This window comes from Pseudomonas sp. IzPS59 (assembly GCF_014863505.1).
Taxonomy (GTDB): domain Bacteria; phylum Pseudomonadota; class Gammaproteobacteria; order Pseudomonadales; family Pseudomonadaceae; genus Aquipseudomonas; species Aquipseudomonas kribbensis.
The window spans coordinates 245,599-258,079 of the sequence record NZ_CP062251.1 but is presented as its reverse complement, the minus strand read 5'-3'; the positions used below and the strand labels follow the sequence as shown (position 1 = coordinate 258,079).

Genomic DNA, 12,481 nt, shown 5'->3' with positions numbered 1-12,481 from the left:
TTACTGCATAAGAGATTGCCTTTATAAGGAGTCGACCTAATGCATATCCAATGCATTTCCCGGATATTTTTTATGTGAAAAATGCATATCGACTTGCGCCAGCTCAGACACTTCATCGCCCTCGCCGAACAGCGCAGCTTCGTCGCGGGCGCACAGGCGGTGAACCTGTCGCAGTCGGCATTCAGCCGCAGCATTCAGGCGCTGGAGCACAGCGTCGGTTGCCAGCTGGTGGATCGCGGACGCAAGGAATTGCCGCCGACCAAACAGGGCCAGGTGCTGCTTGAACATGCGCGACGGCTGGTCAGTGGTGCACAGCAAATGGCCAACGAGATCAGTCAGTTCAACGGGCTGGAGGCGGGGGAGTTGCGCTTCGGTTGCGGCCCGGCACCGGCGGCAGGATTGATCCCGCGGGCGATTGGCAGTTTCATCGGCCGATACCCGAAAGCGCGGGTGTATTACCAGGTCGATGACTGGCAGAGCCTGAGCAAGCGGCTGCTGAGCGAAGAGTTTGAATTTTTCGTTGCCGACACCCGGCATTTCGAGGCGGATCCGGATTATCTGACCCATCGGTTGCGGCCACGCAAATGGCATTTCTGCTGTCGCGCCGGGCATCCGCTGGCCGCATCGGATCGGGTCACGGCCGAGCAATTGATGAGTTATCCACTGGCCGTGAGCATTCGTCCGCCAAACCTGCGCAAGGTCATCGTCGACCTCAGTGGCCGGCCGGATTTTGTCCCGAATGTGGAGTGCGAGAACAGCGCCAGCCTGCTCGGCGTGGTGCTACGTTCGGATGCGATCGGCATCGTCGGTGCCTATTCGGATGCGCTGCATCAGGCCCGCGGAGAGCTGGTGTGCTTGAAGATCGAAGGGTTGGCGGATGATCTGGAGGAGCTTTACACCCGTTACGGAATTGTCAGCCGCACCGGGTATCGGCTGTCGCCGTTGGCCGAAGCGATGATCGAGCAGATCAAGGCGATTGATGCGGTGGATGAGGAGGTGTGCTCGCTGGCAAACCTGGCCGTCTGAGCCCATGCGTTTCATGCATCACAAGCATTCCCCGAATGCACTTGCCGAACACCCTCGCCGAAAGCGAAAAACCTCGCCTGTCTTCCTGACTGGTGAACCCCATGTCCAACCCGCAAAACCCCGTGCGCAACGTGCTGTACATCATGTGCGATCAACTGCGCCGCGATTACCTGTCCTGCTACGGCCACCCGCACCTGCACACCCCGAACATCGATCGCCTGGCCGCCGCCGGCGTGCGCTTCAGTCGCGCCTACACCCAGGGCACGATCTGTGGACCGTCGCGGATGTCGGCCTACACCGGGCGTTATGTCAGCAGCCATCAGGTGGCGTGGAACGCCGTGCCGCTGCCGCTGGAAGAACTGACCATCGGCGATTACCTGCGCCCCCACGGCATTCGTACTGCGCTGGTCGGCAAGACCCACGCCACGGCCAACGTGGATGCCTTGCAGCGGCTGGCGATCAACCCTGAAAGCGCCCAGGCCGAAGTGCTGAACGAAGTGGGCTTCGAGCCGTACTTTCGCCACGACGGCATCTTCCCCGACGATCCGCTGTTCGATGACAAACGTGAATCCGCGCCGTACATCCATTACCTGCGCGAGCAAGGTTTCGAAGGGCGTAACCCCTGGCACGACTGGGCCAACGCGGCCGAAGGCGACAACGGCGAAATCCTCAGCGGCTGGAAAATGCGCCATGCCCATCTGCCGGCGCGAATTCCCGAGCAACATTCAGAGACTGTCTACACTACAAATCGAGCCATCGACTTCATCGGTGAGCAAGGTGAAAAACCATGGTTTTTACACCTGTCCTATATCAAACCCCACTGGCCCTATATCGTACCGTCGCCGTACCACACTTTGTACAGTACGAAATCGATTCTCGAACCGGTACGTAATGCCTCTCCAAGCGACCATCCCGTCTATCAGGCCTTTTGCCAGCATGAGGAAAGCCTGAATTTCTCCAAAGACCCGGTACGAATGAACGTGATCCCGACGTACATGGGCCTGGTCAAACAGGTCGATGATCAGTTGGGGCGGCTGTTCGATTTCCTGCAGAGCAACGGACGCTGGGAAGACACGCTGATCGTGTTCACCAGCGATCACGGCGACTTTCTGGGCGATCACTGGCTGGGCGAGAAGGAGTTTTTGCTGGAGCAAGCGGTGGGCGTCCCGTTGATCGTGCGCGACCCGCGTGCGGAGGCGGATGTCACGCGGGGCACTGTGGAGGATCGACTGGCAGAAACCATCGACGGCGTGCCAACCTTTCTCGAAGCGCTGGGCGTGACGGGGGCTGATCATCGACTGGAAGGCCGCTCGTTGATTCCGCTGCTGCACGGTGAAAACCCTGACTGGCGCCGCTATGCGATCAGCGAATACGACTACGCCTTCCAGGCCCCTGCAAGGGAGCGACTGGGCCAGCCGATCGACCGTTGCCGCATGACCATGGTGCGCAGCGAACGCTGGAAATACCTGGCGTACGACGGCTTCCGGCCGCAGCTTTTCGATCTGTTGAATGATCCGCAGGAGCTGCAGGATCTGGGCGCGGACCCGGCGTATGCGGCGGTGCGCGAGGAGCATGTGGCGTATCTGTTCGAGTGGGTGCGCGGGTTGAAGCGGCGCACGACCATCAGTCATCAGGAGATTGATTTGCGGGGGCAACGGTTTCGTTATGGGGAGCCGGAGACAGAGAAAGTGGTGCAGATTGGCGTTTGGTGATTGAAAGCATCGCTGGCAAGCCAGCTCCCACAGGATTTGTGTACACCGCAAACCTGTGGGAGCGAGCTTGCTCGCGATGAGGCCCGATCAGACACCGACGATTTCAGCGCCCTTGATGGTCTGACTACGCTGCCCATTCGCCCCGACCGGCACTTCCCCTTTCAGCGTCACCCGACGCACCACGCGATCCTGAGTGCCGTAATCATCAATCGCATAATGCTGCGTCGAACGGTTATCCCAGATCGCCACATCACCGGCCTTCCAGCGCCAGCGCACGGTGTTTTCCTGACGGATCACATGGCTCTGCAACAGCCCGAACAAGTGCGCAGAATCCGCCTGTGAATAACCCTTGATGCGCTTGACGAAATGCCCCAGCAGCAAGCTCTTTTCGCCGCTGATCGGGTGCACACGCACCACCGGGTGCTCGGTCTCGTAAACGGTCGAAGTGAAGATCTTGCGATAACGCTCGAGCTTCTCCGCCGACACGTCCGGCTTCACGGCGGCGTAGTCGTACTCGTTGCTGTGCACGGCCACCAGTTTGTCTGCCAGCTCACGCAACTCAGTCGGCAGTTCGTTGTACGCGGTCGCGGTGTTCGCCCAAAGCGTGTCGCCTCCGAACGCCGGAGCCACCACCGAGCGCAAGATCGACGCTTTCGGGTAGGCATCGACGAAGGTCACGTCGGTGTGCCAGGAGTTGGCGCGCTGCCCTTCGGCGCCGTCCAGTTCCAGCAGGTACCGGGTGCCCTCGCGGGACGGCACGGTCGGGTGCGCCACCGGCTCGCCGAGCAGATGGGCGAAGGCTTCCTGACGTTGATCGTCGAGCTGGGTCTGCTCGCGGAAAAACACGACCTTGTACTGCACCAGTGCCTGTTGAATGGCTTCAACCGTTGCGGCATCCAGTTCACCGGACAGGTGCACGCCACGGATTTCGGCGCCGATACGACCGGCCACCGGATGAATGTCCAGCGCGTGGACAGCGGGTTTTACAGCGAGTGCGGCATTGCTCATGGGTAGACCCTCATCGACTGCTTGCGGTTGGACGGCAGCGAAACAACGCTCTATCTATATTCCATTTACATCTAATAGATATTAACATGCTTCGTTGACGGAATAAGAGCTTGCATTTAAAACCTCAAGCAACCTCGTCGCAAATGCCTTCGAGCTATTTTTAGGATGCCGGAAAAGCATATGGATCTTCGCCAGTTGCGCTACTTCATCGCCCTCAACGAACACCGCAGTTTTGTCCGCGCGGCCGATGCCATGGGCATCACTCAACCGGCGTTCAGCCGCAGCATTCAAGGGCTGGAGCAGGAGTTCGGCTGTGTGCTGGTGGATCGCGGCAACAAGGACCTGCGCCCGACGCCCGAAGGCCAGGTGGTGTTGCAACACGCCCTGACGCTGGTGCAGGGCGCCGCATTGCTCAGCGCCGAAGTGACGCAGATGACCAAGCTCGACGCCGGCGAACTGCACTTCGGTTGCGGCCCGGCGCCGGCGGTGAAACTGGTGCCGGATGCGGTGGCGCAATTCATCAATGCGCACCCGAAAGTGCGCACCTGTTTTCAGGTGGATAACTGGGAAAAGCTCAGCCGCGCCCTGAGCCGCGAGGAGATCGAATTCTTTATCGCCGACATCCGCCATTTCGAATCCGACCCAAACTTCCAGACCCAGCCGCTGACACCCAAGCGCGGGGTATTTTTCTGCCGGCCGGGGCATCCGCTGCTGGCCAAGGAAAGCCTGTCGACCAACGACATGTTCGACTACCCGCTGGCGACCACGCTGATCCCGCCGGGCATTCGCAAACTGCTGGCGAACCTCAGCGGGCGGATCGATTTTTCGCCGACCATCGAGACCGAGCATTTCCCAGCGCTGGTGAAAGTGGTGCTGCAATCCAATGCAATTGGCGTCGGCACTGAAGAGGCGTTTGTCGAGGACATCGCCCAGGGCTCGCTGGCGCTGCTGCACTGGCGCAATCTGCCGCAGAACCTGGAGAGCATGAATGCGCGGTGCGGGATTGTGAGCCGTACGGGATTCCGGCTGTCACCGGCGGCGCGGGCGATGATCGAGACGTTGGTGGCAGTGGATAAACAGGAAATCAGCGTCGCGGTTTGAGGGTCATTCCCACGCTCTGCGCGGGAATGACCGCATGACTCAGAGCTTCGCCGCCGCCAGCTCGGGCGCCACCCACTCGTTCACCTTGAACGGCTTGCGAATCAGCTTCTGCTGCGCCGCCAGATCGACCTTGCCCTGCAGGTTTTCGAGGAACAGCGGATCGAGTGTCGACGGGAATACTTCACTCAGATTCTGATCCTTAAGATCCTGGGTCAGGATCACCGGCGGATAACTCGCCAGCCCCGACACAAGCTGCACGTAGGCGTCCTTGTTGCTGTCCTGCGTCAACCACTCCACCGCTTGCTGTTGCGCCTTCAGAAGCTTCGCCACCGCTTCCGGATGCCCGTCGACAAACTTGCCGGTACCCACCAGCACCGACTGCACACTGCCGGCACCACCGAGATCCTTGGTGTTCAGTGGCAACTCGGCCAGACCCTTGGCCTGCAATGCTGTCAGCCCGGAGCTGCCCCACGACGCATCGATCTGCTTCGCCGCCAGAGCCGCTACCGCTGCGTTGAAATCGAGGTTGATCACCTTCACGTCCTTCTCGCTCAGGCCCACGCTGGCCAATGCGGCATCGAACGACAACTGGGTCGCGGTGCCCCGGAAGATCGCCACGCGCTTGCCTTTGAGATCCTGCAACGTCTTGATCCCGGAGCCCGGCACCACGCCGAGGTATTGCTTCACACCCCGGGCGCTGGCACTCAGCAGCCGTGTATCCAGCCCGTTGGACTTGCCGATAATGGCCGCCAGATCCCCCAGATAAGCCAGATCCACCTGGCCGTTGGCGAACGCCTCGTTGATCACCGGGCCGGCGCCCTTGAAGAAGCTCCACTGAATCTTGATGCCCTGATCGGCGAAGGCCTTTTCGAAGATCTGCTGATCGCGCAGCACGTCCACGATGCCCCCGCCGCTGTGCTGGGTGCCTGCGCTCAGATCAGGCACGGCAATCCTGATTTCCTTGAGCTCGTCGGCCTGGGCAGAGAACGCCAGCAGGCCCGCCAGCGCCGGCGCGGCAAACAGACTGATGACACGTTTGAAGGGAAGGTTCATGGGTGCGGCTCCTGATCACGGCGGGCATTGAGAGGCCGAAAGTAGGCACAATCCGTATCAGCGCTTAAATACTTAAAAAGCACATTTTTATAGCTTTTCACGCTAAGCCAGCAAAGTCGCGACATGCAGAGCTGTATGCATGGAGAGCATCGAAAATATTCTTCGAATGCATTGGATGCGTGCGGGGCTGGAGGCCTTAAATGGCGCTGCTTATCTCCAAAATGATTATTTTTTAATTCACTTATAACGATTAGTTCACCGCTAATTCCGCTGACACGATCCAACCCGACAACGGAGGTCACCCATGGCCCGTGAATCCCCGCTCAGCCTGCCACTGGCCGCACCGCCGTTGAAAAGCCGGCGCACCTGGCCAAGTCTGAGCCAACGCGTTTTACCCTGGATATTGCCGCTCGGACTGTTCGCCCTGTGGTGGCTGGCGGCGCGCAATCAATGGATGAGCGAACAGATCCTGCCGGCGCCATCGCTGGTGTGGAACAGCGCGATCGAGTTGTCCCAGGGCGAGTTGTGGAGTCACTTGTGGATCAGCCTGCAACGGTTGTTCTGGGGCTTGTTGGCGGGCGTTGCCGCTGGCGCGGTACTCGGTGCGGCGCTGGGCTTCAGTCGTCGTCTCGAACGCCTGATCTTCCCGACTTTCGCCGGCCTGGCCCAGGTGCCGACGCTGGCGTGGATTCCGCTGTTCATGGTGTTTTTCGGCATCGGCGAAACGCTGAAACTGGTGGTGCTGGTCAAGGCCATCGTAGTGCCGGTGACCTTGCACACCCTGGTCGGCGTGCGCGATGCGCAACCGAAACTGCGCGAAGCCGCCGCTGTTTTACGTCTGCCGCCACGCCTGCTGATCCGCCGACTGGTGCTGCCCGCCGCCCTCCCGGCATTCATGGCCGGCGTACGTCTGGCGCTGGCCGCGGGCTGGACTTCATTGCTCGCCGTCGAGCTGCTGGCCTCCAGCGAAGGCATCGGTTACCTGATGGTCTGGGCGCGGCAGCTGTTCATGCTCGATATCGTGTTCGTGTGCATCGTGGTGATCGGCCTGATCGGTGTGGCGATGGATCGCGGTATCGGTCTTTTGGACAGGAAACTGGTGCACTGGCCGCATCCGGCCACGGCAGAAATTCGTCGCGGCCCGCGCTACGAAGGCTGGCAGCGCGTGCAGCCGTGGCTGTTGCCGTTGGGGTTGTTTGCGCTGTGGCAACTGGCGGTCGATCAGCAGTGGGTCGACGCCAACATTCTGGTCAGCCCTTTGGCGGTGCTTGAGGCGACGAAAAACGGATTGCTCGACGGCACGTTGATTTCGGGGATGGCCCTGAGCCTCGGCCGCACACTCGGCGGCCTGTTGATTGGCGGCGGCCTCGGCCTCGTGCTGGGCTTGCTGCTGGGGCTGTCGCGTACCAGCGAACGGGTGCTCGGCCCGACCCTCGCCGCGCTGCGGCAGATCGCGATTTTCGCCTGGGTGCCGCTGCTCACCGCGTGGTTCGGTCTGGGCGAACTGGCGAAGTGGGTGTTCGTCGCTCTCGCCGCTTTCTTTCCATTGTTTGTCGCGACTCAACGCAGCGTTGCCAACCTTTCGCCGCAACTCAACGAAGCCGCGCAGGTATTGCGCCTGAGCCTCGCCCAACGCCTGCGTCGACTGGTGTTGCCGGGCGCTGCGCCGGGGATTTTCGCCGGCCTCAGATTGAGCCTGATCTACGCCTGGCTCGGCACCATCGGCGCCGAATATTTCATGCCGTCCAACGGCGGCATCGGCAGCCAGATGATCGGCGCCCAACAACTGCTGCGCATGGACCTGATCATGGCCGGGATGCTGCTGGTCGGCCTCACCGGCACCCTGCTCAACCTCATTGGCCAACGCCTGGAAATCCGCGCCACCCGCTGGAGACACGCATGAACGCACCGATTGTCAGCTTCAACCACGTAGGCAAATCCTTCGACGTCGACGGTTTCGAACTGGAGGCAATCCGCGAATTCAACCTCGACATCGCCGAGGGCGAATTCGTCGCCATCGTCGGCTCCAGCGGCTGCGGCAAATCCACCTTGCTGCGCTTGCTGGTGGGGCTCGACACGCAGTTTCGCGGGCAGATCACAGTCGATGGCAAAGCCGTCAGCGGCATTGGCGGCGAGCGCGGCATCGTGTTTCAGGAACACCGCTTGTTCCCGTGGCTGACGGTGGCCGACAACATCGGCTTGGGCCTGGTCAACGAGCCGCTGAGCGCCGCTGAAAAGCAGAATCGCGTCAACGATTTCATTGAGCTGGTGGGCCTGCGCGACTTCACCCGCGCCTACCCGCATCAACTCTCCGGTGGGATGGCCCAGCGCGTGGCGATTGCTCGCGGGCTGGTGGCGAGCCCACGCATCCTGTTGCTCGACGAACCCTTCGGCGCCCTAGACGCGCTGACCCGCCAGCAGATGCAGGACGAACTGCTGGCGATCCGTGAGCGGGCAAAGATCACCACGATTCTGGTCACTCACGATGTCGAGGAAGCGATTTTCCTCGCCGACCGCGTGGTGGTGATGGAACCGCGCCCCGGCCGGATCAAACAGGTGGTGGACATCGCCCTGCCCCATCCGCGCCAGCGCAGCAGTTTCGACTTCCATCAGTTGCGCGAAGAACTGCTGCACGAACTGACCAGTGATGACCATTATCAACCGAGCGTGCCGGTACAGATCCGTGATCTGCCGCTGTCGTTCATTGCCTGCTGAACAGGAGCCTGTTGATGCCGCAACGTCCCAACTTTCTGGTGATTCTGGCCGATGACCTCGGCTTCTCCGACATCGGTGCCTTCGGCGGCGAAATCGCCACGCCGAACCTCGATGCCCTGGCCAACAACGGCCTGCGACTGACCGATTTTCACACTGCACCGACCTGCTCGCCGACCCGCTCGATGCTGCTCACCGGCACCGATCACCACATCGCCGGCATCGGCACCATGGCCGAAACCCTGACCCCCGAGCTGATCGGCAAACCGGGTTACGAGGGTTACCTCAACGACCGTGTCGTCGCGTTGCCGGAGTTGCTGCGCGAGGCGGGTTACCAGACCTTGATGAGCGGCAAATGGCACCTGGGCCTGACCGCCGAACTGGCGCCCCACGCCCGTGGCTTCGAGCGTTCGTTCTCGCTATTGCCCGGCGCGGCCAACCACTACGGATTCGAACCGACCTACGATGAACACACGCCCGGCCTGCTGAAATCCACCCCGGCGCTGTACATCGAGGACGACACGTTCATCGATGAACTGCCGAAGGATTTCTATTCCTCCGACGCTTTCGGCGACAAGCTGCTGCAGTACCTCAAGGAGCGCGACCAGAGCCGGCCATTCTTCGCCTACCTGCCGTTTTCCGCACCGCACTGGCCGTTGCAGGCGCCCGCCGACATCGTCGAAAAATACCGTGGCCGCTACGACGCGGGGCCGGAAGTGCTGCGCCTTGAGCGTCTGGAAAAACTCAAGGAATTGGGCCTGATCGAGCCGGATGTCGAGCCGCATCCACTGATCCAGCTGACCGCACAATGGGCTGCGCTAAGCGATGAGCAGAAGCAGATTTCCGCCCGTGCGATGGAGGTCTACGCCGCGATGGTCGAGCGTATGGACTGGAACATCGGCCGCGTCGTCGACTATCTGCGCCAGCAGGGCCAGCTCGACAACACCTTCATCCTGTTCATGTCCGACAACGGTGCCGAAGGCGCGCTGTTGGAGGCCTTCCCAAAATTCGGCCCGGAGCTGGTGACCTACCTGAGTCAGCATTACGACAACAGCCTGGACAACATCGGCCGCGCCAATTCCTACGTCTGGTACGGGCCGAACTGGGCGCAGGTGGCGACCGCGCCGTCACGCCTGTTCAAGGCGTTCACCACCGAGGGCGGGATTCGCGTTCCGGCGCTGCTGCACTATCCGCAACTGCCGCTGAAGGGGCAGATCAGCCATGGTTTCGGCACGGTGATGGACATCACGCCGACCATCCTCGATCTGGCCGGCGTGCGCCATCCGGGCAAACAGTGGCACGGCAAACCGGTGGCGCCATTGCGCGGGAAATCGTGGCTGGGCTTCCTTTCCGGCGAGACGGCACAGGTGCATGACGAATACACCGTCACCGGTTGGGAATTGTTCGGACGCCGGGCGATTCGTCAGGGTCAGTGGAAGGCGGTGTGGATCCCTGGGCCGGTGGGGCCGGCGACGTGGCAGCTTTATGATCTGGGGAGTGATCCGGGGGAGATTCATGACCTGGCGTCGAGTCAGCCGCAGAGGCTTGAAGCGCTGATCGAGCATTGGCAGCGGTATGTGGAGGAGACCGGGGTGATTCTGAGCGAGTCGCCGTTTCAACCGGATTGAGGGTGGCTGATGCGGGGCTATCGCCGGTTAGCCGGCGATAGCTTCGGGTACTTTCAAGCCTGAGCAGGCTGCACTTCTTTCTGCAGGACTTCTTCCTTGCGAACAAACCGGTTCGCCCGCCCAAACGTCCCGAAATCATTGAACCGAACGCCCATCTCCCGCATCACCTTATGCGCCACCGGCACGGTCAGCTGGCGAATGTAGAACGGCTCCTTCACCACAAAATGATGAATCCCGTGGCTGCTGCCGAAGTTGAAGCAGAACGCCTGCAACGGCCAAAGCCACCACGGATTCAGCACCTGGCACTGCTGCAATACATTCCCCGGCTCCACATCACCGTAGTAATGCATGTTCGAACTGATGAAATGCAGGCAGAAGGTGCGCAACACGTTCGGCCCGATGATGACCACAGCGGCGATGTCGATCACTTGCATCACCGACAACGTGGTCGCTGACCATTCAATCGGCGAGCCCATCAGATAAGCGATGCCGTTGGCCGCATGGAACCCGAGAAACACATACCACGCGCCCCAATGCACCAGCGCCAGCGGCGCGTAGACCTTCAGCGAACGCTTGATGATGCTGAACTTGTGCGCCCAGGTCTTGGCCCGAAGCATGCGGATAAACGCCGACATCACGTTGTCGCCGACCATCAGCAACCGTGCAAAACCCCAGGGTTCGCCATTGGTGATCGCCCGTTCTTCCATGTCCGTTTCAGTGCCGGACACCTTGTGGTGATTGAGGTGCAGATGGCGGCGGATCCACGGGTTGATCGTGCTCGGCCGCGCCAGCCACACCAGGCCCATCATCAGGTTGTGCGGCACGCGCTGTTTGCGGAAATACATGCTGTGAATCAGGTCGTGCTCCAGCTCATGGGTCAGCGAGGCAAAAAAAGCGTTCAGCAACAGGCACGCCCACCACGCCATGTGCCCGCTGACGTAGAGCGTCGCCGAGCCGATCATCCCGGCCAGGGCAAACGCCAGAATCCCCGCGCCGAGGGCGTCCTGATGCTTGAGGATCGGGTAGCGCTCGCGCAGCTCGACGCCTTTGGCCAGCACCACTTCGCGAATATGCGCTGATCGCTGGGCAGCATTGTGTCGCTGGGGACTTGCAGAAGTACGGTCCATGCTTCCATCCTCTGGTTATTGATGTTCGCATCCTGCCCCGCGCAGGGTCCGGACGCGGTAGCCGAGAACGCCAACCTGTTGACCGGAAGCGCCAATCAGCATGAAGGAACCGACTTCTCTCGCCAGCTGGACCCGTGCCCTGCGCAAGCAACTCGACGCGCTGGGGCTGGACAGCACTGCCCTGTGCCAGCAGGCCGGGCTCGACCCGCAACTGATGGACGACCCGAACGCCCGCTACCCGTTGTCCGCCACCACGCGCCTGTGGGAAATCGCGGTACAGGTCAGCGGCGATCCGGCAATCGGTTTGCGCGTGTCGCGGTTCGTCAGCCCCACGACGTTTCACGCGTTGGGCTATGCGTTGGTGGCCAGCGGCAGCCTGCGAGAAGTGTTCGAACGGATCGTGCGTTATCACCAGGTGGTCAGCGACGCGCTGGAGCTGGAGCTGACCCGCAGCGAAGACCGCTACCGGTTTCGCCTGAAAATCCCGGCCGACAATCCCGCCCCGGCCTTCGAAGCCATTGACGCCTTCGCCGCGATCTACGTGCGCACCTGCCGCAATCGCCTGGGCCGCGACTACGCGCCGCTGGCGGTGTACCTGCGTCGCCCGGAACCGGCCGATGCGCATCAATGGCACAAGGTGTTCCGCTCGCCGGTGCATTTTTCCGCCGAAGAAGACCGCCTCGAATTCGCCCTCACCGACTTCGACAGCCACCTCGACGACGCCAACCCGGAACTGGCCGAGCACAACGAAGCGGTGCTCAAACGCACCCTCGCCCAGCTCAAGCCACTGACCTGGGAGCGCAAGGTACGAGACGCGATCGAAGAACAACTGCCGGAAGGCGAACCCAGCGCCGAACGCATCGCCCAGGCCCTGCACCTGAGCCTGCGCAGCCTGCAACGGCATTTGGCGGACGAGGGTTGTCGTTTCGATACGCTATTGAATGAAAGCCGCGAGAACCTCGCGCTGCTGCACCTGCGTGATCCGCAATGCTCGCTGAGCGAGGTCAGTTATCTGCTGGGTTTTGCCGATACGAGCAGCTTCAGCCGGGCGTTCAAGCGCTGGACCGGGATGACACCGGGGCAGTTTCGGGATCAGTTGCGCTGAGCGCACATG

10 protein-coding genes are annotated in these 12,481 nt (G+C 61.3%); 7 read left to right on the top strand and 3 right to left on the bottom strand.

Going from position 1 to position 12,481, the window contains the following annotated elements; translation table 11 throughout:
- Positions 1-81 precede the first annotated feature (81 nt).
- Positions 82-1,026, top strand: a complete 945-nt coding sequence (locus IF189_RS01105) for a LysR family transcriptional regulator (protein WP_134825111.1) — start codon at positions 82-84, stop codon at positions 1,024-1,026.
- 101 nt (positions 1,027-1,127) lie between these two features.
- Complete coding sequence (locus IF189_RS01100) at positions 1,128-2,738, top strand: alkaline phosphatase family protein (protein ID WP_192552697.1); 1,611 nt, start codon at positions 1,128-1,130, stop codon at positions 2,736-2,738.
- An 87-nt stretch (positions 2,739-2,825) separates the two neighbouring features.
- On the opposite strand, the gene IF189_RS01095 is transcribed toward IF189_RS01100, so the two are convergent.
- On the bottom strand, positions 2,826-3,746 hold the full coding sequence (locus IF189_RS01095) for a TauD/TfdA dioxygenase family protein (protein ID WP_192552696.1): 921 nt from the start codon (positions 3,744-3,746) through the stop codon (positions 2,826-2,828).
- Positions 3,747-3,926: 180 nt separating this feature from the next.
- On the opposite strand from IF189_RS01095, the gene IF189_RS01090 reads away from it, so the two are divergent.
- Positions 3,927-4,847 (top strand): LysR family transcriptional regulator, encoded by a 921-nt coding sequence (locus IF189_RS01090; RefSeq protein ID WP_039764497.1) that lies wholly within the window; start codon positions 3,927-3,929, stop codon positions 4,845-4,847.
- A gap of 39 nt (positions 4,848-4,886) precedes the next feature.
- Here IF189_RS01090 and IF189_RS01085 read toward each other — a convergent pair whose 3' ends face one another.
- Positions 4,887-5,900, bottom strand: coding sequence for an ABC transporter substrate-binding protein (locus IF189_RS01085; RefSeq protein ID WP_011331920.1), 1,014 nt, complete (start codon positions 5,898-5,900; stop codon positions 4,887-4,889).
- 304 nt (positions 5,901-6,204) lie between these two features.
- Here IF189_RS01085 and IF189_RS01080 point away from each other — a divergent pair, with 304 nt between their 5' ends.
- From IF189_RS01080 to IF189_RS01070, 3 genes are read left to right on the top strand one after another with little or no spacing between them, the layout of a single operon-like run.
- On the top strand, positions 6,205-7,803 hold the full coding sequence (locus IF189_RS01080) for an ABC transporter permease (RefSeq protein WP_192552695.1): 1,599 nt from the start codon (positions 6,205-6,207) through the stop codon (positions 7,801-7,803).
- Positions 7,800-8,615: an ABC transporter ATP-binding protein gene (locus IF189_RS01075; RefSeq protein ID WP_192552694.1), complete on the top strand. Its 816-nt coding sequence runs from the start codon at positions 7,800-7,802 to the stop codon at positions 8,613-8,615. The genes IF189_RS01080 and IF189_RS01075 overlap by 4 nt, the downstream gene beginning before the upstream one ends.
- A 14-nt stretch (positions 8,616-8,629) precedes the next feature.
- Positions 8,630-10,240 (top strand): arylsulfatase, encoded by a 1,611-nt coding sequence (locus IF189_RS01070; RefSeq protein WP_192552693.1) that lies wholly within the window; start codon positions 8,630-8,632, stop codon positions 10,238-10,240.
- 53 nt (positions 10,241-10,293) lie between these two features.
- Here IF189_RS01070 and IF189_RS01065 read toward each other — a convergent pair whose 3' ends face one another.
- Positions 10,294-11,367, bottom strand: coding sequence for a fatty acid desaturase (locus tag IF189_RS01065; RefSeq protein WP_192552692.1), 1,074 nt, complete (start codon positions 11,365-11,367; stop codon positions 10,294-10,296).
- Positions 11,368-11,467: 100 nt separating this feature from the next.
- Here IF189_RS01065 and IF189_RS01060 point away from each other — a divergent pair, with 100 nt between their 5' ends.
- On the top strand, positions 11,468-12,472 hold the full coding sequence (locus IF189_RS01060; RefSeq protein ID WP_134825103.1) for an AraC family transcriptional regulator: 1,005 nt from the start codon (positions 11,468-11,470) through the stop codon (positions 12,470-12,472).
- The last annotated feature ends 9 nt before the right edge of the window (positions 12,473-12,481 follow it).

Coding starts and splice junctions, on each gene's coding strand:
- IF189_RS01105 (WP_134825111.1), top strand. CDS start 82: ATGCATATCGACTTGCGCCAGCTCAGACACTTCATCGCCCTCGCCGAA.
- IF189_RS01100 (WP_192552697.1), top strand. CDS start 1,128: ATGTCCAACCCGCAAAACCCCGTGCGCAACGTGCTGTACATCATGTGC.
- IF189_RS01095 (WP_192552696.1), bottom strand. CDS start 3,746: ATGAGCAATGCCGCACTCGCTGTAAAACCCGCTGTCCACGCGCTGGAC.
- IF189_RS01090 (WP_039764497.1), top strand. CDS start 3,927: ATGGATCTTCGCCAGTTGCGCTACTTCATCGCCCTCAACGAACACCGC.
- IF189_RS01085 (WP_011331920.1), bottom strand. CDS start 5,900: ATGAACCTTCCCTTCAAACGTGTCATCAGTCTGTTTGCCGCGCCGGCG.
- IF189_RS01080 (WP_192552695.1), top strand. CDS start 6,205: ATGGCCCGTGAATCCCCGCTCAGCCTGCCACTGGCCGCACCGCCGTTG.
- IF189_RS01075 (WP_192552694.1), top strand. CDS start 7,800: ATGAACGCACCGATTGTCAGCTTCAACCACGTAGGCAAATCCTTCGAC.
- IF189_RS01070 (WP_192552693.1), top strand. CDS start 8,630: ATGCCGCAACGTCCCAACTTTCTGGTGATTCTGGCCGATGACCTCGGC.
- IF189_RS01065 (WP_192552692.1), bottom strand. CDS start 11,367: ATGGACCGTACTTCTGCAAGTCCCCAGCGACACAATGCTGCCCAGCGA.
- IF189_RS01060 (WP_134825103.1), top strand. CDS start 11,468: ATGAAGGAACCGACTTCTCTCGCCAGCTGGACCCGTGCCCTGCGCAAG.